The sequence below is a fragment of the Duganella sp. GW821-FHT07G03 genome, assembly GCF_059418605.1.
The window spans coordinates 245408-264690 of record NZ_JBWKQE010000007.1 but is presented as its reverse complement, the minus strand read 5'-3'; the positions used below and the strand labels follow the sequence as shown (position 1 = coordinate 264690).

Annotated in this window: 17 protein-coding genes; 11 read left to right on the top strand and 6 right to left on the bottom strand. The window is 66.1% G+C overall.

Annotated features, from left to right (window positions below; genetic code table 11):
• From AC07OK_RS12440 to AC07OK_RS12430, 3 genes are all read left to right on the top strand, one after another.
• Positions 1–207, top strand: a 207-nt coding sequence (locus AC07OK_RS12440) for a hypothetical protein (protein WP_494690598.1), incomplete at its 5' end; no start/stop codon positions are given.
• Between the two features lie 217 nt (positions 208–424).
• Positions 425–1189, top strand: coding sequence for a DUF899 domain-containing protein (locus AC07OK_RS12435; protein ID WP_494690597.1), 765 nt, complete (start codon positions 425–427; stop codon positions 1187–1189).
• On the top strand, positions 1176–1445 hold the full coding sequence (locus AC07OK_RS12430) for a hypothetical protein (protein ID WP_494690596.1): 270 nt from the start codon (positions 1176–1178) through the stop codon (positions 1443–1445). Before AC07OK_RS12435 ends, AC07OK_RS12430 begins: the two co-directional genes overlap by 14 nt.
• A gap of 28 nt (positions 1446–1473) precedes the next feature.
• Here AC07OK_RS12430 and AC07OK_RS12425 read toward each other — a convergent pair whose 3' ends face one another.
• Genes AC07OK_RS12425 through hemC form a run of 4 tightly spaced genes read right to left on the bottom strand, consistent with a single transcriptional unit; the run spans position 1474 to position 5663 of the window.
• On the bottom strand, positions 1474–2670 hold the full coding sequence (locus AC07OK_RS12425) for a heme biosynthesis protein HemY (RefSeq protein ID WP_494690595.1): 1197 nt from the start codon (positions 2668–2670) through the stop codon (positions 1474–1476).
• A gap of 2 nt (positions 2671–2672) precedes the next feature.
• Complete coding sequence (locus AC07OK_RS12420; RefSeq protein ID WP_494690594.1) at positions 2673–3818, bottom strand: uroporphyrinogen-III C-methyltransferase; 1146 nt, start codon at positions 3816–3818, stop codon at positions 2673–2675.
• On the bottom strand, positions 3815–4618 hold the full coding sequence (locus AC07OK_RS12415; RefSeq protein ID WP_494690593.1) for a uroporphyrinogen-III synthase: 804 nt from the start codon (positions 4616–4618) through the stop codon (positions 3815–3817). The genes AC07OK_RS12420 and AC07OK_RS12415 overlap by 4 nt, the downstream gene beginning before the upstream one ends.
• 7 nt (positions 4619–4625) lie before the next feature.
• Entirely contained in the window at positions 4626–5663 is a 1038-nt protein-coding gene (gene hemC / locus AC07OK_RS12410; RefSeq protein ID WP_494690592.1) for a hydroxymethylbilane synthase, read from the bottom strand.
• Positions 5664–5811: 148 nt separating this feature from the next.
• On the opposite strand from hemC, the gene ppc reads away from it, so the two are divergent.
• The 7 genes from ppc (at position 5812) to AC07OK_RS12375 (ending at position 16655) form a co-directional block, all read left to right on the top strand.
• Positions 5812–8628 carry a phosphoenolpyruvate carboxylase gene (gene ppc, locus AC07OK_RS12405; RefSeq protein WP_494690591.1) on the top strand — a complete coding sequence of 939 codons (2817 nt, stop codon included), beginning with the start codon at positions 5812–5814 and terminating at the stop codon, positions 8626–8628.
• Between the two features lie 562 nt (positions 8629–9190).
• Positions 9191–10123, top strand: coding sequence for a hypothetical protein (locus AC07OK_RS12400; RefSeq protein WP_494690590.1), 933 nt, complete (start codon positions 9191–9193; stop codon positions 10121–10123).
• Positions 10124–10201: 78 nt separating this feature from the next.
• Positions 10202–10717, top strand: a complete 516-nt coding sequence (locus AC07OK_RS12395; RefSeq protein ID WP_494690589.1) for a nuclear transport factor 2 family protein — start codon at positions 10202–10204, stop codon at positions 10715–10717.
• Positions 10718–10725: 8 nt separating this feature from the next.
• Positions 10726–11679: a hypothetical protein gene (locus AC07OK_RS12390; protein WP_494690588.1), complete on the top strand. Its 954-nt coding sequence runs from the start codon at positions 10726–10728 to the stop codon at positions 11677–11679.
• A gap of 24 nt (positions 11680–11703) precedes the next feature.
• On the top strand, positions 11704–12429 hold the full coding sequence (locus tag AC07OK_RS12385) for a DsbC family protein (RefSeq protein WP_494690587.1): 726 nt from the start codon (positions 11704–11706) through the stop codon (positions 12427–12429).
• A 149-nt stretch (positions 12430–12578) separates the two neighbouring features.
• Entirely contained in the window at positions 12579–13655 is a 1077-nt protein-coding gene (locus AC07OK_RS12380) for a PAS domain-containing sensor histidine kinase (protein ID WP_494690586.1), read from the top strand.
• Positions 13656–13694: 39 nt separating this feature from the next.
• Positions 13695–16655: a sensor histidine kinase gene (locus AC07OK_RS12375; protein ID WP_494690585.1), complete on the top strand. Its 2961-nt coding sequence runs from the start codon at positions 13695–13697 to the stop codon at positions 16653–16655.
• An 81-nt stretch (positions 16656–16736) separates the two neighbouring features.
• Here the strand turns inward: AC07OK_RS12375 and AC07OK_RS12370 are convergent, their stop codons facing one another.
• Positions 16737–17783, bottom strand: coding sequence for an RNA-guided endonuclease InsQ/TnpB family protein (locus tag AC07OK_RS12370; protein ID WP_494690584.1), 1047 nt, complete (start codon positions 17781–17783; stop codon positions 16737–16739).
• 119 nt (positions 17784–17902) lie between these two features.
• On the opposite strand from AC07OK_RS12370, the gene AC07OK_RS12365 reads away from it, so the two are divergent.
• Entirely contained in the window at positions 17903–18682 is a 780-nt protein-coding gene (locus AC07OK_RS12365) for a 3-hydroxybutyrate dehydrogenase (protein ID WP_494690583.1), read from the top strand.
• A 14-nt stretch (positions 18683–18696) separates the two neighbouring features.
• On the opposite strand, the gene AC07OK_RS12360 is transcribed toward AC07OK_RS12365, so the two are convergent.
• Positions 18697–19173 carry a hypothetical protein gene (locus tag AC07OK_RS12360; protein ID WP_494690582.1) on the bottom strand — a complete coding sequence of 159 codons (477 nt, stop codon included), beginning with the start codon at positions 19171–19173 and terminating at the stop codon, positions 18697–18699.
• Positions 19174–19283 lie beyond the last annotated feature (110 nt).

Sequence of the window (19283 nt, the reverse complement as noted above, 5' to 3'; positions counted from 1 at the left end):
CAACGGTCATTAAATCTCCTTGATGGCGGCAGTGTCCTGCCAAATGACCGTTTACACAATATTATTTACACCCTCAGCCTGGCGCAAAGCCAACGGATACTTCGCAGGCTTGCCCGCTCTGCGGATCTGGTCAGCCTGCAAGCGAACGTTATCCAGATTATGTATGTGCGGCGTGCGTCGCTCATGCTGGGTTCCGAGGAATTATAAGATCGTCGCCAGCGAGCACCGCGCGGTATTGTTTGGAGGCGTCTGCCGGCTAGGCCAGCACTTCGTGCATTTGCGCCAGCTTTAGGTTGGATTCGCTGCACTGGCCTCGGCCTCGGCCTCGCCGAATTCACGACAATCTTGTTACTCACTGCGCCACCGCCGAAGGCATAAAGTTGTCCTGCAGCGCCGATCCGAGGCGCTACTACAGGAGGCAACTATGACCAATACCACCACCGAAACTTTGAACCACACCGTCGTCGCGCCCGCACTATGGCTGCGGCAACGCCAGAACCTGCTGGCGCGCGAGAAGGAATTGACCTGCATGCAGGACCAGGTCGCGCGCGAACGCCGGGCGCTGCCGTGGGTGCGGGTTGAAAAAAACTATGTGTTCGACACGCCGCAAGGCAAGCGCACGTTGGCCGACCTGTTCGACGGCCGGCGCCAACTGGTGGTCCAGCACTTCATGTTCACGCCCGGCAATGAACAGGGATGCAGCCACTGTTCGTTTATGGCCGACCATACCGACGGCGCCCTCGCCCACCTGGCGCAGCGCGACGTGACCTTCGTCGCCGTCTCGCGCGCGGCGCTGGCCGACATCGAGCGCTTCCGCCAGCGCATGGGCTGGCGCTTCCATTGGGTCTCGTCAGGGGATGGCGATTTCAACTACGACTTCCACGTCAGCTTCCGGCCCGAGGAACTGGCCAGCGGCGAGGTCAACTACAACTACCAGCGCCAGCCCATCAACAACCCCGACATGCCCGGCGTCAGCGTGTTCTACAAGGATGACGACGGCGTGGTCTACCACAGCTACTCGACCTACGGGCGCGGCGTGGAGGTGATGATGCACACCTATAACTTCCTCGACCTGACCCCGCTGGGCCGCCACGAGGAAGAGCTGCCCTATACGATGGCATGGGTGCGCCACCACGACCGTTACGAGGCCGCGCCCGCTGCGGCCACGTGCTGTCATGCAGCCGCCTAAGCCGGCGCTGCAGGTCATGGCGCCGATCGCGGCCGGCCACGCCGCCTCGGCCGCCTTGATGACGGCCGTGCACGGCGCCGGCATGATGCTGGCGCCGATGCTGGTTCCGCTGTGCAGCAGCGACGGCACCGTGCGCGAGGTGGCGGTGGCGGGTTCGCAGACGCTGCTGCTGGCGGCGTCCGCCATGCACGCGGCGGCGATGCTGGGCATGACCGCCGCCGTCAACGCGCTGCTGAAACGGTACTACGCGACGTAAAAAAACCCGTCGCAAGGACGGGTTCGTTTTACAGGATGGTGGCCAGCGCGCACTGGCGGTAGTGGTTGGCGGCGTCTTCCGGCTGGGCCAGCGCTTCGTGCATTTGCGCCAGCTTCAGGTGGGATTCGCGCACCATGCGCGGGTCGGCGGCGTCGGACAGGGCTTGCTCCAGGTAGCGCTGCGCCTTGCCCCACAATTTCTGCTTCAGGCACAGCGAACCCAAGGTCAAGGCCAGCTCGGCGTCGGTCGGACGGGTGTGTATCCAGTTTTCGCAGTGCTCGATCTGCATCAGCAAGGCGGCCGAGCCGGCCGGCGCGGCCGCTTCGCGGTAGGCCCGCACCACGCGCTCGTCCCAGTCGGCGGCCAGCGATTCCTCCGCCACCAGGCGCGCCTCGTCGTGCAGCCCGCGCGCATTGAGCGCGGTGGCGGCGCGGCTGGCAACGTAAGGCTTGATGCGGTCGGCGCCCGGCACGGTCGACCAGACCCGTTGCAGCGATTCCGCATCGTGGCCGCTGTCGGACAGCATGTCGTCGTAGGCCAGCTCGCGCAGGCGCGACGACAGCGCCGGATGCAGCGCGCGGTGCTTGTCCAGCGAACGCACCAGGCGCAGCACTTCCGGCCAGTTCTTGGCTTGCTGCTGCGCCTTCAGCGACCATTGCAAGGCGTGGATGTGGCGGGTGCCGCTGGCGTTGAGTTCGCGCACCGCCGCCAATGCCTGCTCCGGCTGATGGTCGTCGACCAGCAGTTCGGTCATCGTCATCAGGCGCGCGGTCTTCATCGCATTGTCGTCGCTGAGCTTGGCCAGCCAGCTGTCGCGGCGCGCGCCCTGGCGCATGCGGTGCGCGGCGCGGGCGCCGATCAGCGCGGCCACGCCGGCGTTTTCCTCCAGTTCCGAGGCGCGCAAGGCGGCTTTTTCGGCGTGGCCGAAGCGGCCTTCAAACAGCGCCTTCAGCGCTTCGCGCAAGCCCTTGTTGCCGTCACGCTCACGCTTGCGCTGGCGGTAAGCCGCCACTTTGCGCGGCATGCTGACCGTCGCGCGGAAGGCGCGCAGCACGATGTACAGGAAGGCGAACAGCGCCACTTCCAGCACCACGAAGAAGTTCAGCGACAGGTCGATCCGGTGCGGCGGGTAGAACAACACCACATTGCCCGGATTAAAACGCGCCGTCACGGCGATACCGATGGCCGCAGCCATCAAAGCGACTATCCAGAGAAATAAACGCATGACTATGGCTTCGCTTTGTAGTTGCGCACAGCGTTCAGGCTGTCCGACAGGGTCGGCATTTCAATCGCCAGATTGCTGGTCTGCACCTGGCGCAGCAGCGTCTGCACGGTCTGCGTCGATTTGGCGCGGACGTCGAAATACTTGACCAGCGCTTCCTGCGCCGCGATCAGGTCGGCGCGGAAGGCCGTCTCGTTGCGCGACAGCAGGGCCATGCGCGCGTTCAGCAAACGCAGCTTCAGGTTCTCGCGCAGGAAGTAGGCCTGGGTCGGCGACAGCATCAGCGCATCCGGCGTGGTCACGCTGCGCACGCGGATTAGCTGGCGCACGTCGGTCCACATTTCGCTGCTCCAGCCGTTCCAGGTGTCTTGCAGCGCTTGCAGCCACGGGCTGGTCTGCTCGACCGGCTCAGGCTTGCCGCCCTTGCCCACGGCCGGCTTGGCCTTGGCCTTCTTTTCCGGCGGCGCCGGCAGCGTCGGCTTTTCGTCCGACAGCATCGGCAGCGTATCGATCTGCGCGATCACATTGTCCAGACGCAGCGCCATGCCCACCGAATCGACGCTCGGCAAGGCCTTCAGCTTTTCCGTATCCTTGGCGATGGCGCGGCGGATGGTGATGAATTGCGGCTTGTCCGAACGCGACAGGCTGCGGTCGGCGTTTTGCAGCGCGATCAGCGCGCCCGGCACGTTGCCGGCCAGTTGCAGCTGCTGGCTGGCGGTCGACAGCACTTGCTCGATCTCGGTCAGCGCCCACTCGTCGCGGTTCTTGGACAGGTCCTGGTACAGCTGCTCCAGCGCCAGTTGCTGGCTCTGCGCTTCCTGCTGCTTGTTTTCCAACAGGGCGACCTTGCCTTGCAGCTCCTTGCTGGTCTCCTGCACGGCGCGCGCCAAGGTGCCGGTTTCGGCATTGCTGGCGTCGCCCTTTTGCAGGCGGCGCGCCATTTCTTCGCGCAGGTTGCGCACCTGGTTGTGCGAAGACCAGGTCTGGCCGGCCAGCAAAATGGCCAGCACGACGATACCGACCAGCAGCATTTGCGGCTGTTGCACGGTTTCGAGCAGGCTCGGTTCAGGCTGCGGCTTGGCCGCAGGCGGGGTCTCAGCGGCGTCGCCGGCGGAGACGACAGGATCGGGTAAGGTAGGCAAATCGTTCATAGGCGTGATTGTAACGCGGCCAGCAGGCGTTCGTCGCCTGATCCGGTGAGCGTCAGTCGGGAAAACCCTAAATTGTTTGCCGTTTCGGCAATTCGGGCATGCGGGATGATCAAATGCTGTTGTTGCATCAACACAACACAGCTCTGCTGCGTCGCATCGGCGTGCTGCGCGTCCAGTTGCGCCAGCAGCTCGCACAGTCCGCGCAGCGCTTCGGAACTGGTGATGATCCAGTCATTTTGCTGCGCCAGCAAATCGCGCAGCGTGGCCGCCAACTGCGGCGTCAGGCGCGGCACCGAACGGCGGTAGGCCGGCACCACGTCGACCACGGCGCCGGCCGCGCGCAGGCCGTCGGCCATCAGCTCGCGGCCGCTTTCGCCGCGCACGATCAGCACCGGCTGGCCGCGCAGCGCGGCCAGGTCCAGCGTTTGCAGCAGGTGTTCGGAATCGCTGTGGGCGCTGTCGGCCGGGCTGACGATATCGACCGTCTGCGGCGTCACGCCGTGCGCGGCCAGGGCGGCGCGGCTACCCTCCCCCAGCACCGCCAGCTTGACGCCGGCCGGCCACTGCTGGATATGGGCGAAGGCGGCGTCGATGGCGTTGGGCGAGACGAAGGCCACCAGCTTGTAGCCCGGCTGCGGCGCGCACAGCTTGGCCAGCGCGGCCAGCAAGGCGGCCGGCTCGGGCAAGGGCTCGATTTCCAACAGCGGCAACAACGCCACCCGGCGGCCCAGCGCGCTAACACGGGCCGCCAACGGCAAGGCTTGCGCCAGGGGACGGGTGATGACGACGGCGCCGGTCATCCGCTGATCAAGTGCCGGAGGACGGCGCGGCGGACGACGCAGCGTCGGCCAGCGTGGCCGAACGGGCGTCGGCGTCGGCCTGGGCGGCTTCGCTCAGGCAGGACGCCAGGATGCCGACCGCGTCCTGCGCGCGCAGCAGCTCGGCGACCTGCTGGCCCAGCGCTTCCGGGTCGGCGGCGGCGCCGCGCACCTCGGCGCTGGCCATGCGGGCGCCGTCCGGCGTGGCGACCATGGCGCGCAGGTGCATCTGGCCGTCCGCCACCGTGGCGAAGGCCGCCAGCGGCACCTGGCAGCTGCCGCCGAACACCTTGGACACCTTGCGCTCGGCCGTGACGGCCTGGGCGGTGGCTTCATGGTTCAGCGGCGCCAGCAGCGCCATCAGGTCGATGCCATCGTCGCGAACGGCGATCTCGATCGCCATCGCGCCCTGGCCGGCGGCCGGCAGGCTGTCGGCCGGGTCCAGCAAGGCGCGGATGCGCTGCGGCAGTCCCAGGCGCTTGAGGCCGGCGGCGGCCAGGATGATGGCCGCGTAGTCGCCGCGATCGAGCTTGCCCAGGCGGGTGTCTAGGTTGCCGCGCAACGGTTTGATCACCAGCTGCGGGTAGCGCGCCGCGATCAGCGACTGGCGGCGCAGGCTGCTGGTGCCGACCACGGCGCCGGCCGGCAACTCGCCCAGCGAGGCGTAGTCGTTGGAGACGAAGGCATCGCGCGGGTCCTCGCGCTCCAGCACGGCGGCCAGGGCGAATCCCTCCGGCAACTCCATCGGCACGTCCTTGAGCGAGTGCACGGCCAGGTCGGCGCGGCCTTCGGCCATGGCGACCTCGAGTTCCTTGACAAACAGGCCCTTGCCACCCACCTTGGACAGGGTGCGATCAAGAATTTGGTCGCCTTTTGTCGACATTCCTACAATTTTAATATCGCACTGCGGATATAATAATGCCAAGCGCGCCCGTACATGCTCGGCCTGCCACATGGCAAGCCGACTTTCACGCGACGCGATCACCAAGGTGGACGGAGGATTTTGTAGTAATTCCGATATTTTCAAAACCAGTTCTTTCGCTGTAGCGGGCGCTAACCGGCGCAGGCCAGTCTCACGCGCGTGTTTAAGATCACAAATTTTATCACGCTCACCTTCTTGCAGAACCGGGCCACAAGCCTTTGCACCGACTTTTCACATCTTTGCGGCTTATCTCATGGCAAACCAATCTAGTGCAACGAACGATCAAACGGCTGAACAACCTGGCGCAGACAAAGACGCGCCACTTAAAGAAGACATCCGCCTGCTAGGCCGCCTGCTGGGCGACGTGCTGCGCGACCAGGAGGGCGAAGAAGTCTACGCCGTGGTCGAGACCATCCGCCAGACGGCGGTGCGGTTCCGCCGCGAAGCCGACGCCGGCGCCGCCAAGGAACTGGACGGCATGCTGAAGATCCTGACGCGCGAGCAGACCATTTCCGTGGTGCGCGCGTTCTCGTACTTCTCGCACCTGGCCAATATCGCGGAAGACCAGCACCACATCCGCCGCCGCCGGGCCCACCTGCTGGCCGGTTCCCGGCCGCAGCAAGGCAGCGTCAACTTCGCCCTGTGCAAGCTCAAGGAAGCCGGCGTCAGCCAGGAAACCGTGGCCACCTTCTTCCAGGACGCGCTGATCGCCCCGGTGCTGACGGCCCACCCGACCGAAGTGCAGCGCAAGTCGATTCTTGATGCGGAACACGATATCGCCCGCCTGCTGGCCGAGCGCGACCTGCCGCTGACGCCGAAGGAACAGGCCGCCAACATGCACCTGCTGCGCGCCCGCGTCGCCACGCTGTGGCAGACCCGCATGCTGCGCTACTCCAAGCTGACCGTGGCCGACGAGATCGAAAACGCCCTGTCCTACTACCGCATCACCTTCCTGCGCGAGCTGCCGGGCCTGTACGACGACATCGAGTCCGACATCGCCGCCCATTATGGCGAAGCCAAGGCCATCGACGCCCCCTACGTGCAGATGGGCAGCTGGATCGGCGGCGACCGCGACGGCAACCCCAACGTCAACGGCGGCACCATGCAGCACGCGCTGACACGCCAGGCCACCACCATCCTCGACTTCTACCTGGAAGAGACGCACACGCTGGGCGCCGAGCTGTCGGTGTCGACGCTGATGATCGCCTGCAGCCCGCAGTTGCAGGCGCTGGCCGACCAGTCGCCGGACCTGTCCGACCACCGCGCCGACGAGCCTTACCGCCGCGCCCTGATCGGCATCTACGCCCGCCTGGCCAGCAGCGCCCGCGCGCTGGGCGCGACCAACATCCTGCGCAAGGAAGTGGGCCACGCCGAGCCGTACGCGGCGGCGGCCGAGTTCTCGGCCGACCTGCAAGTGCTGATCGACTCGCTCAACGCCAACCACGGCGCCGTGCTGGTGCAGCCGCGCCTGTCGACCTTGAAGCGCGCGGCCGACATCTTCGGCTTCCACCTGGCCTCGCTGGACATGCGCCAATCGTCGGACATCCACGAGCGCGTGCTGGCCGAGCTGTTCGTCAAGGCCGGCGGCCAGCCGGACTACCCGTCGCTGGACGAGGACGCCAAAGTGGCGCTGCTGCTGAGCGAGCTGTCGCAACCGCGCCTGCTGTATTCGCCGTACATCGCCTACTCGGCCGAGACCGACTCCGAGCTGGGCGTGCTGCGCGCGGCGCGCCAGATCCGCGCGCTGTACGGCGCCCGCGCCATCCGCAACTACATCATCTCGCACACCGAAACCGTGTCCGACCTGCTGGAAGTGCTGCTGCTGCAAAAGGAAATGGGCTTGCTGCGCATCGCCGAGCAGGAACTCGACCTGATGGTGATCCCGCTGTTCGAAACCATCCCCGACCTGCAGCGCGCGGCCGGCATCATGGAGGCCGTGATGGCGATCCCGCTGGTCAAGGCGCTGATCGCCAAACAAGGCCAGATCCAGGAAGTCATGCTGGGCTACTCGGACTCCAACAAGGACGGCGGCTTCCTGACCTCCAACTGGGAGCTGTACAAGGCCGAGACCCACCTGGTGACCGTGTTTGAAACAGCCGGCGTCAAGCTGCGCCTGTTCCACGGCCGCGGCGGCACCGTCGGCCGCGGCGGCGGTCCGTCGTACGAGGCCATCCTGGCGCAGCCGCACGGCACCGTCAACGGCCAGATCCGCCTGACCGAACAGGGCGAGATCATCGCCTCCAAGTTCTCCAACAAGGACATCGGCCGCCGCAACCTGGAGCTGCTGGTCGCCGCCACGCTGGAGGCGAGCCTGATGCCGCAGTCGGCCGACGGCGCGCACCTGGCCCAGCTGCGTCAGTTCGAGGCCGTGATGGCCGAGATCTCCGACCGCGCCTACCAGGCCTACCGCAACCTGGTCTATGAAACCCCGGGCTTCACCGACTACTTCTTCGCCGCCACGCCGATCGCCGAGATCGCCGAGCTGAACCTCGGTTCGCGCCCGGCCTCGCGCAAGTCGACCAAACGCATCGAGGACCTGCGGGCGATTCCCTGGGGCTTCTCATGGGGCCAGTGCCGCCTGCTGCTGCCGGGCTGGTACGGCTTCGGCAGCGCCATCGGCGCCTGGATCGCCGACGGCAAGCAGGCCGACCGCCTGGCCCAGCTGCAAGCCATGTTCCAGCAATGGCCGTTCTTCGCCACCCTGCTGTCGAACATGGACATGGTGCTGGCCAAGACCGACCTGGCGATCGCCTCGCGCTACGCCGAGCTGGTGCAGGACAAGGAGCTGCGCGAACGCATCTTCAAGCGCATCACCGACGAGCACGCAAGCACGCTGGCCATCCTGCAAAGCATCACCGGCGCCACCGAGCGCCTGGCCGGCAATCCGCTGCTGGCGCGTTCGATCCAGAACCGCTTCGCCTACCTCGATCCGCTGAACCACTTGCAGGTGGAGCTGATCAAGCGCCACCGCGCGCTGTCGAGCGAGCCGGGCAAGGCTGACGAGCGGGTCCACCGCGGCATCCACCTGTCGATCAACGGCGTCGCCGCCGGCCTGCGCAACACCGGCTGAGCCGCTGCGCAGCCAAGCACACCCCGCGCCGCAAGGCCCGGGGTGTTTTTTTTGCACGTTTGTTATAAACCGAAAAAAAACCTACCGCCAGTAACAACATTGCCAATTAGTGATGGTTTATAGCACTACATTATTTGCTGTCATATCAAAAAAGTGTATGGATTTGCAGACACCCAGCACGAAAAACGCTGACAACATAAACCATTTCAGTAGAATTAAACCCAGCTGCTCGAACCATCATAACGATATAAATAATATTTCCGCCGGCGCCAAAAGCGCTACGCGGAGCGGAACGGCAACATCTGACCCGGAGAGTTCACATGAAGTTGAGTACCCGTCGCCTGCTGCACACGGATAGCCCCGCCGTCACACGCCAAGCGCTCTTGCTCTAGAGCCCCTCCCCACTCCGCCCCCCCTTTTTTGACGCTCGCCAGCATGGCGGGCGTTGGAAGCGTGCGCGCCGCGCCTGGCTGCAGACCTGCGCTGCGACGCACAAAACAGATCGTCCCCAGGACGACTTCATTCAGTTGAACCTTACGACACACCTTTTGGAGAGATCAACATGACATTCAGCCGTAAACTGACCATGCTGGCAGCCTGCCTGGCCTGTATATCCGCCGCTCACGCCGGCGCCATCAAGGAAGACAAGGACTCCCTGTTCAAACCGACCGGCAAAGGCTGGGGCGAGCTCGACCTCGACACCATGAGCCGCCCGGAACGCGCCGCCACGCTGCGGGCGCAACGCAGCGCCAACCTGACTTACCAGGGCGGCCCGGTGATGGTGGCGCCGACCAAGGTGTACTACATCTGGTACGGCTCGGCCTGGGATAGCGCATCGCAAAATGTGCTGACCAATATCGCCTCGCACATCGGCGGTTCGCCTTATTTCAACATCAACACCACCTACTACAACGCCAGCAATACCCACGTGGTGAACCAGGTGACCTACGCCGGCAGCACCGTCAACTCCGGCACGCTGGGTACCAAGCTGACCGACGCCAACATCCAGACCGTGGTGACCAACGCCATCAGCTCCGGCGCACTGCCGCTGGACGCCAACGCCGTCTATTTCGTGATGACCGACAAGAACACCACCGCCACCTCGGGCTTCTGCACCCAGTACTGCGGCTGGCACACCAACACCAACTTCAACGGCCAGAACATCAAGTACGCCTTTGTCGGCAATCCGGAAACCCAGTGCGCGTCGGCATGCGGCGCCACCACGCCGAGCCCGAACAACACGCCGGGCGCGGACGCCATGGCCAGCATCTTCTCGCATGAACTGGAAGAAGCGGTGACCGATCCGGACGGCAACGCCTGGTACGCGCTGTCGAACGGCATGGAAAACGGCGACAAGTGCGCCTGGAACTTCGGCACCACCGCCACCGCATCGAACGGCGCCAAGTACAACCAGACCTTCGGCGCCATGAACTATCTGATCCAGCAAAACTGGGTGCTGCAGCCTTCCCAGGCGTGCGCGCAGCACTATCCTTGAGCGGGCTAGTACAATCTATCTGAACTGATCCAGGCCGCCGCAGCGCAGCGCGGCGGCCGCCCACTCCTTGGAATGTTCATGCAAAAGACTGCTTTGATCGGGCCGGCGCTGCTGGCCCTGGCAATGAGCTCGGCGCAAGCCGCGCCGCCGCGCACCGTGCCGACCGTCACCCGCACGGTGCAACTGTTCAGCACCTTGGAAGGCGACTGGCTGGACGCGGTGCACCAGCGCGACGCCGTGGCCCTGAAAAAAATCGTCGCGGACGAATTTGAACTGCGCAGCGCCAGCGTTCCCGGCCGCCCCACCGCGCGCGCCGAATGGCAGCAGCAGGCGTTCGCCGCGCCCGCGCTGGAATCGAGCATCGAGCAAATGGCGGTGCACGAATATGGCGAGCTGGCGGTCGTCAGCTTCATGTGGAAGATCGCCGCGCCGAAGAACAACACCCTGCCCACCCAGGTGTTCGTGGTCGATACCTGGAAGCAGATCGAAGGCGGCTGGAAGGCGGTGGCCCGCTACGCCGCCACCGTGGACGGCGCCAGCAAGGCGGTGCCGGGTTCCGACCTGGCGGCGCCGGCCATCAATAAAAAATACTGAAGCCGGCCATGACGACTTCCCAGCACCAGGGCCGCTACTGGCTAGGCGCCGCCGCCCTGGCCGGCGTGGCGCTGGCGTGCTACTGGCCATCCGCCGACAGCCCGACAGCGGCGCGGCCCGCCGCCGCACCGGCGTGGTATGACCGCATCGGCGCCAGCACCGCGGGCAGCGGCCTGCCACAGCCGAGCGAACTGGCGCTCGACGATCAACTCGCCCCGTCCGCGCTGGCGACCGACGCCGCCGGCAAGCTGGTGGTCGATCCGCCGCTGCGCATGCTGTTCGAATTCTTTCTGGTACGCGCCGATGGCGCCGACCTGAATGCGCGCGCCGACCAATTGCGCGCCTATCTGGACCGGCAAGTCAGCGGCGCCGCCGGCGCCCAAGCCAAGACGCTGGCCAGCCGCTACGCGGCCTATGTGCGCGCGCATGACGAGCTGCTGGCCGGCCAGCGCATCGCACTGGCCGCCGGCGCCGCCCCCAGCGCGCAGCAGCTGGAACAGCTGGCGACGTGGCAGCAACAGCGCGCGCGCCTGCGCCAGAGCAGCTTCGGGCCGGCCTTGGCCGCGCTGTGGTTCGGCGCCGACGACGCCGAACTGGCGCAGGCGCTGGCCGGACTGCGCGAGCGCGCCGCGCCGGCCGCCGGCCCGGCCGCCGCCGACGGCAACGAGGCCGAGCCCGATTCCAACACGCTGCGCGAACGCCGCCTGCACGGCGCCACGCGGGACGCGGCGCGCGACAACGACAACAGCGAACTGCTGGCCGCCGCCACACTGAGCTATGAAGCGGCCGCCGGCGAAGAGCGCCAATGGCGCGCGCACTATCTGCGCTATCGGGCCGACGCCGCCCGGCTGTCCGCCGCCCCCGGCAGCGAAGCGCGCCGGCTGCAGCTGGACGCACTGCAGGCACGGCTTTTCCCCACCGAGCGCGAGCGCATCCGCGCGCGCGCCAGCGGCATCGAATAAGCTCATCCGACAGGAACCCACCACATGAAACAAAGCACCGCGCTGCTGCTGGCAGCCAGCCTTCTGGCGCTGCCCGCCGCCAACGCTGAAACACCGGCGGAAGCCCGCATCAAGGCCCTGATCACGCCCCGCCTGGGCGTCAACATCAAGGTCGATGCGGTGACCAGGACGCCGTATGGCGGACTGTATGAAATCAGCACCAACGGCGACATCTTCTACACCGATGAAAGCGCGCGCTATCTGTTCATCGGCAAAGTGGTCGACACCAGCGACAACTACCAGGACCTGACCCGGGCCCGAGCCGACCAGCTGGCCGCGATCCGTTTTGCCGACCTGCCGCTGGCGGCTGCGATCAAGACCGTCAGGGGCGATGGCAAACGCGTGATGGCGGTGTTCGAAGATCCGAACTGCCCTTACTGCCGCAAGCTGCACCAGACGCTGGAAGGAATCGACAACGTCACCATCTACACCTTCCTGCTGAATATCCTGTCGGACGACTCGGCGCTCAAATCCAGGGACATCTGGTGCGCCGCCGACCGCGCCAAGGCATGGCACGAGTGGATCGTCAACGCCAAAGCCGCGCCGGCCGCGCCGGCCGCCTGCCCGACACCGAACGAGCAGGTACTGGCGCTGGGCAAGAAACTGCACGTGGCCGGCACGCCGACCGTCTACTTCAGCGACGGCTCGCGCACCGGCACCGCGTTCGACCGCCAGGCGCTGGAAGCGAAGCTGAATGCAACGGTCAGGTAGCGGCGGGCGGCGCCCGGCAGGGGCGTATTTTTTATTTCCTTAAAGATTGGTCAAGTTGGTTATTTTGGCATTAGAATGTCAAAAAACTACTATTGTCCACACATATGAAAAGCTTGATTGACTCGCTGGGCAAATCGGAAATCGACAGTGTGGTTTCCCTCCTTCAAGCCGGCATCAGCGGCGCCGCGCCGGCCACCGGCGAACTGCTCAACCTCATCGCGGTCATGCCGCTGGCCCTGTTCATCAAGGATGCGCAATCCCGGGTCGTACTGATGAATCCGGCCTGCGAGGCCCTGTGGGGCATCGCCTTCGCCGACATCCAAGGCACCGATGGCGCCACCTTTTTCCCGGCCGATCAAATGGACTACTTCCTCAAGCACGACCGCATCGCCTTCGACAGCGGCCAGAACACCGTGTACGAAGAACAGCTGTGGCATGCCGGCCGGGCCGAAAACCGCTGGGTGCAAACCCACAAGCAACCCACCTACGACGAATTCGGCCAGCCCAAGCTGCTGATCGCCATGTGTGTCGACATCAGCGAGCGCAAACAGACGGAATCGGCTCTGCAGAGCTCGCTGCAAGAGCTGCGCACCCTGTCCGAGCACCACCACACCACCAAGGAAAGCGAGCGCCGCCGCATCGCCCAGGAGATCCACGACGACCTGGCGCAAAACCTGCTCGCGCTCAAGCTGGACGTGACCACCCTGTACAAGCGCACCACCGAGCGGCAACCGCTGCTGCACCAGCGCGCCGCGCAGGCGCTGCATACGCTCGACGCCAGCATCCTCGCGGTGCGCGAACTGATCAACGAACTGCATCCCAGCACGCTGGAGCTGGGCCTGTCGGCCGCCATCGAGTGGCAGATGCAGCAACTGGAGCGCCGCCTCGGCCTGCAGTGCCGGGTGGAGCTGATCGAAGACAGCGCCACGCTGGACCAGCGCCAGGTCGCGGCGATCTACCGCATCACGCTGTCGGCGCTGAGCTATCTGTGCGGCCAGAGCGGCACACGCAGCCTGCAAGCCACGCTGAACCTGCGGCAGGAGCAGCTGTCCATCGTGGTCAGCGGCGACGGCCAGCCCGAGCAGCATGCGGCGCGCGACGCGCTCGACCTGGGCGCCATCCGCGCCCGCCTGGCCGACTTCGGCGGCGAGCTGGCGGTGGCGCAGCTGCCCGGCGCCGGCACCGTGCTGCGCATGAACTTGCCGGGCAAGCCCTCTGCCGGCTAGCCGATGCGCGCTACGGCCGCGCGATGCTATGCTGCGCCCATGACTTTTACCCTGCGCAGCCGCTGGCTGCTGGCCGGCGCCTTGCTGCTGGCGCTGTGGCGCCCGGCCGCCGCGGCCGAACATGCCCGCCTGCTGAGCGATTACAGCCATCGCGCCTGGACCGCCGCCCAGGGCGCGCCGGCGCAAATCCAGGCCATCACCCAGACCCGCGACGGCTGGCTGTGGCTGTCGACGCCGACCGGCTTGTACCGCTTTGACGGCCTCAACTTCGAACGGCGCGACCAGGTCGGCGGCCACAAACTGCTGTCGACCATCGTGCTGCCCTTGTACAGCGCGCCGGACGGCGCCTTGTGGGTCGGCTACCGCTTCGGCGGCGCCAGCGTGTTCAAGGACGGCCGGGTGCGCCACTACGGCGCCGCCGACGGCTTCCCGCCCGGCGCCACCTACTGTTTCCGGCGCGCGCCGGACGGCACCATGTGGGTCGCCACCGCCAACGGCCTGGCCTGGCTGAACGGCGGGCGCTGGGTGCGGGTGGGCGCCGACAGCGGCTTCGATCCCGGCCCCAAGGCGGTCTGGCACGTGCTGTTCGACCGCGCCGGCACGCAGTGGGTGTCGACCGCCCAGGCGGTCTACTACCGCCGCCAGGGCGAGCGCCGCTACCACGTCGCCAGCCCCGCCAACGTCCGGGTGGCATCGCTGGCGGCGGCGCCGGACGGCACCGTCTGGGCCTCCAACGGCAACGACGCCCACTACAAAATGTCGCAGGCCGCGCCGGCCGCCGGTCCGCCGCCCCGGCCCCAGCTGCCCGGCAGCGGCATGTGGTTCGACCGCGCCGGCACCATGTGGCTGCTGAGCGAGGACCGGGTCGAGCGCATGCTGCCGGACGTGTTTCCCGATCCGCGCCAGCGCGTCACGCAGGAGCAGGGCCTGAGCGGCATGAACCCTCAAACCTTTTTCGAGGACCGCGACGGCACCATCTGGATCGGCACCATCAACGGCCTCGACCAGTTCCGCCGCAACCGCGTGACGCCGCTGCCCAGCCGCCTGGAGATGGCCACGCCGGCGCTGAATGCCGAGCGCGACGGCAAGGTCCGGGCCAGCAACGACAACGCCGACGCCTGGCTGCTGGACGCCGACGGCCGGCAATACGACCATGCGCCGCATGCCTACGCCACGGCCGCCACCGCCCGCGACGGCCGTCCGGCGTACGGCACCGACCACGGTATCTGGCTGCCCGGCCCGGGCGGCGGCCAGCTGATCGCCCCGCCGCCGGCCGCGCTGCGCGACGCCTTGGCGATGCGCGCGCTGGCCCAGGACGGCGGCGGCGACTGGTGGGCCAGCTACGTGAACCTGGGCGTCTACCGCCTCCACGACGGCAACTGGCGCCAGGTCAGCGATGCCCGGCTGCCGGCCGCGCGGGTGCTGACCATGCGGGCCGACCGGCGCGGCCGGGTGTGGATAGGCTATGTGGGCAACCGCATCGCGCTGGTCGACGGCGCCGACATCCGCGTGCTGGGGCCGGCCCAGGGCCTGGCCATCGGCAACGTGCAGAGCCTGTTCGAGCGCAACGGCCACCTGTGGGTGGCGGGCGAACTGGGCGCCGCGCTGTACGACGGCCAGCGCTTCGTGCCGCTGCGCCTGGCCGACGGCCACGAGCTGCGCGGCATCAGCGGCCTGGTGGAAACGGCGGGCGGCGAGCTGTGGCTGCACGGCCATGAGGGCGCCTTCCGCATCCCGGCCGCGCAGCTGGCCGGCTTCCTGCGCAGCGGCGCCGCGGCCGGCTACGAACTGCTGGGCGTCGACGACGGCCTGACCGGCGCGGTCCAGCCGACCGGACCGTTTCCGTCGATGGTGGAAGCGAGCGACGGCAAGCTCTGGCTGTCGAGCCACAGCGGCGCCGCGCTGATCTCGCCCGGCCAGATCCCCCGCGACGCCACGCCGCCGCCGGTGGAGCTGCGCGCCGTGGAAAGCAACGGCCGGGCCTATCCGGTGGACGCGCCGCTGACGCTGCCGCAAGGCGCGAACAATCTGCACCTGAGCTTCAGCGCGCTCGGCCTGGCCATGCCGGGCAGGATCGCCTTCCGCTACCGGCTGCAAGGCCTGGACCGCGACTGGCAGGCGGCCGGCGGCCGGCGCGAAGCCTTCTACACCAACCTGGGGCCGGGCCAGTACCGCTTCCAGGTGATCGCCGCCAACAAGGACGGCGTGTGGAACAACGAGGGCGCCACGCTGGACGTGACGATCCCGCCGACCTTTGTGCAGAGCCTGTGGTTCAAGCTGCTCTGCGCGCTGGCGCTGGCGGCGGCGCTGGGGCTGGCCTGGCGCTGGCGGCTGGCGCAGATGGCGCGCCTGATCGAAGCGCGCCACGTCGAACGCCTGGGCGAGCGCGAGCGCATCGCCCGCGCGCTGCACGACACCTTCCTGCAAGAGGCGCAAGGCACCATCCTGATGATGCAGCTGGCGATGGAGCAGGTGCCGCCGGCGCTGCCGGCGCGCGCCGCCATGGAGCGCGGCATCGGCTACATCGAGCAGGCGCTGATCGAGGGCCGCGACGAAGTGCGCGGCCTGCGCTCGCCGCTGCGCGACGATGAAACGCTGGGGCAATCGCTGGAGCGCTTCGGCCAGCGGCTGGCGGCTGGACTTTCGGCCAGTTTCCGGCTGGAGCAAACAGGCGCACCCTACGCCCTGCCCGTCATCACCGGCGACGAAGTGTTTTCCATCGGCCGCGAAGCCATCTGCAACGCCTTCCGCCACGCGCAGGCGAGCGAGATCGTGGTCGAGCTGGACTACGGCGCCAGGCGGCTGACCTTGCTGGTGCGCGACAACGGCAAGGGCATCGCGGCGGACACGCTGGCGCAAGGCGGGCGCAGCGGCCATTGGGGCCTGGTCGGCATGCGCGAGCGGGCGGCGCGCATCGGCGCGGTGCTGGAGATGGGCAACCAGGACCAGGGCGGCGCGTTTCTGCGCCTGTCCTTGTCCGCTATGTACGCCAGCGCATAGACGGCGCGGCGCAGGATTGTTGTAATCACAAAGTTGCATTCCCATCCAACGAGGAGCGAACTACTTGACGCCCCCTCCGCCCTAAAGAGCGGAGATTCCTACCGCTAGCGTCGCACGTCCGCGACGGAGAATATTGACCGCAGCATTGAGATCACGATCATGTACGGCACCGCAATCGCTACAGCTCCACTCTCTTACTCCAAGGTCTGCGATACCCTTAGGCCTCGTATCGGGCAAAGCGCCACAATGCGAGCAGACCTGGGTGGTGAAACGTTCGTCGACTTCCTCGAACCAAGCGCCATGCTTAACAGCCTTGTACGCCAGTTGTGTACGGAAGGACGACCAGCCGACATCGTAGACCGACTTCGCCATGCTGGTTTTGGCGAGGCCCTGTGCGTTGACGTTGCCGACCACGATATAGTCGAAGGCGGCGATGATCGCGCTGGTACAGGTGTGCAGAAAATTGAGCCTGCGGTTGGCGATCTTGGCATGGATGGCCTTGATCCGCCGCGTCTTGCGCGCGCGCTGGGCACACGCCAGCGCCGCCTCGGTCTCCCGGTAAAAGCGTGGCGCTTCGATGGTGCTGCCGTCGCTCAAAGTCGCCAGCATCTTCAGGCCGAGATCGATACCGACCCCGCGCACAGGGGCGCGGACCGCTGCCGGTTCCACCTCGACGACAATATTGAGAAACCAGTTGCCGCGCCGGTCGCGCGAAAAGTTGGTTCCATCGAGGATTTTCCCGTCCGGCAGAGGGCGCGAGTAAAACACACGAAACGTGCGGCCAGCGAACCGGAAGGCGTTGCCTTCACGCTTGAGTTCACGTCCCTTCAACGGCACCCAGCCCATCGCTTTGCGGCCGCGATAGCGCAGGTAAGGCCGGTGCGACATGGCGCGCGAATTGGCGTAGCGCTGGCAGATGTCGTTGACCGTGCCCGAATGCAGACCAAGCTCTTTGGAGCAACCGGTGGTCAGCTTGATCAGGTCAAATCCTGTGTGCCAGCGCCGGCCGAAGCGCAACGCATCCTTTTGCCGGTCGTTGCAGTAGTTCCAGACGAAATTGACCGTCCGTGCATGCTGGTTCAGCAGGCCGGTCAAGGATTTGACGCGATATCGGTAGACCAGTTTCATGTTTATTTGACCACTGCGAAACTCATAAGTTCCATGTTTTCTTCCCTCGCATCGACTCCTGCGGAGTCGGTTCCTTTCACTCCTCGCCCTGAAGGACGAGATTTCTCGGAGCAATTCTCATGAAACTGAAAGACAAAGTCTGTATCGTCACCGGTGCCGCCAGCGGCATCGGCAAGGAAATCGCCCTGGTGTATGCGCGCGAAGGCGGCAAGATCGTCATCGCCGACCTGAACCTGGAGGCGGCGCAAGCCACCGCCGAGGAACTCAAGGGCGCTGGCCACCAGGCCATGGCGATCGCAATGAACGTGGTCGACGAAGCCCAGGTCAACGCCGGCATCGCCAGCGTGATCGAGGCCTGGGGCCAGATCGACGTCCTGGTCAGCAATGCCGGCATCCAGATCATCCATCCGGTCGAGGACTTCCCGTTCGAGGACTGGAAGAAGCTGCTGTCCATCCACCTGGACGGCGCCTTCCTGACCACCAAGGCCTGCCTGCCGCATATGTACAAGGCCGGCAGCGGCAGCGTGATCTACATGGGTTCGGTGCATTCGAAGGAAGCGTCCAAGCTCAAGTCGGCCTATGTGACGGCCAAGCACGGCCTGATCGGGCTGGCCAAGGCGGTGTCGAAGGAAGGCGCGGAGCATGGCGTGCGCGCCAACGTGATCTGCCCCGGCTTCGTGCGCACGCCGCTGGTGGACAAGCAGATCCCCGAGCAGGCCAAGACGCTGGGCATCTCCGAGGAAGACGTCATCAAGAAAGTGATGCTGGCCGATACCGTGGACGGCAAGTTCACCACGGTGGAAGACGTGGCCGAAGTGGCGCTGCTGTTCGCCAGCTTCCCGTCGAACGCGCTGACCGGGCAATCGCTGGTGGTCAGCCACGGCTGGTTCATGCAGTAAAGGACCCGGCCCGCTCAACGCCCCAGCGTCATCCGTTTCAGTAAAACGTTGAAGTCCATGGCGGGCCGGTTCAATAGGTTGTTGGCGTACTCGCCCTCGCAGGACGCCCTGGCCTCGTCGGCCGGTACGCCGGCCACTTTTTCCTTCAGATTCGCATTGAATATCCCCAGCACGGCGGCGACATGCGCATCGATGTCGGCTTCGGTCGCATCCGGCTGCTGCGCGCGCTTCAGCTGTATCAACTGCGCCTTGTACAGTTGGCGCAGGATCACCAGCGCATCGGCGTTCCGCTCCTTCCATTGCGCCATCGCGACCGACAACGTATCGACCGCTTCCGGCGCCAGCGCCTTGCACCGTTCAAGCAACAACGCGTGATACGCATCGAAGTCGATCTGCGCCAACTGAATGCCGGCAGCGACATCGACCGTCTCCGCGCCGGCCGTCACGGATACGCCGGCCAGGGCCAGTCCGAGGAAAATTGATTTGATCATCGCTTTCATCATCACAACGCAGGCCGTCTTTTTGCAATATCGAGAGTGTATTGCAATCCCGCCACACACCGCGAAAAAAAAGGAGGCACATGGCCTCCTTTTTTTATCCC

What these genes read in the sequence shown, in the direction of transcription:
- AC07OK_RS12435 (WP_494690597.1), top strand. Translation starts at nt 425, where the DNA reads ATGACCAATACCACCACCGAAACTTTGAACCACACCGTCGTCGCGCCC.
- AC07OK_RS12430 (WP_494690596.1), top strand. Translation starts at nt 1,176, where the DNA reads ATGCAGCCGCCTAAGCCGGCGCTGCAGGTCATGGCGCCGATCGCGGCC.
- AC07OK_RS12425 (WP_494690595.1), bottom strand. Translation starts at nt 2,670, where the DNA reads ATGCGTTTATTTCTCTGGATAGTCGCTTTGATGGCTGCGGCCATCGGT.
- AC07OK_RS12420 (WP_494690594.1), bottom strand. Translation starts at nt 3,818, where the DNA reads ATGAACGATTTGCCTACCTTACCCGATCCTGTCGTCTCCGCCGGCGAC.
- AC07OK_RS12415 (WP_494690593.1), bottom strand. Translation starts at nt 4,618, where the DNA reads ATGACCGGCGCCGTCGTCATCACCCGTCCCCTGGCGCAAGCCTTGCCG.
- ppc (WP_494690591.1), top strand. Translation starts at nt 5,812, where the DNA reads ATGGCAAACCAATCTAGTGCAACGAACGATCAAACGGCTGAACAACCT.
- AC07OK_RS12400 (WP_494690590.1), top strand. Translation starts at nt 9,191, where the DNA reads ATGACATTCAGCCGTAAACTGACCATGCTGGCAGCCTGCCTGGCCTGT.
- AC07OK_RS12395 (WP_494690589.1), top strand. Translation starts at nt 10,202, where the DNA reads ATGCAAAAGACTGCTTTGATCGGGCCGGCGCTGCTGGCCCTGGCAATG.
- AC07OK_RS12390 (WP_494690588.1), top strand. Translation starts at nt 10,726, where the DNA reads ATGACGACTTCCCAGCACCAGGGCCGCTACTGGCTAGGCGCCGCCGCC.
- AC07OK_RS12385 (WP_494690587.1), top strand. Translation starts at nt 11,704, where the DNA reads ATGAAACAAAGCACCGCGCTGCTGCTGGCAGCCAGCCTTCTGGCGCTG.
- AC07OK_RS12375 (WP_494690585.1), top strand. Translation starts at nt 13,695, where the DNA reads ATGACTTTTACCCTGCGCAGCCGCTGGCTGCTGGCCGGCGCCTTGCTG.
- AC07OK_RS12370 (WP_494690584.1), bottom strand. Translation starts at nt 17,783, where the DNA reads ATGAAACTGGTCTACCGATATCGCGTCAAATCCTTGACCGGCCTGCTG.
- AC07OK_RS12365 (WP_494690583.1), top strand. Translation starts at nt 17,903, where the DNA reads ATGAAACTGAAAGACAAAGTCTGTATCGTCACCGGTGCCGCCAGCGGC.
- AC07OK_RS12360 (WP_494690582.1), bottom strand. Translation starts at nt 19,173, where the DNA reads ATGATCAAATCAATTTTCCTCGGACTGGCCCTGGCCGGCGTATCCGTG.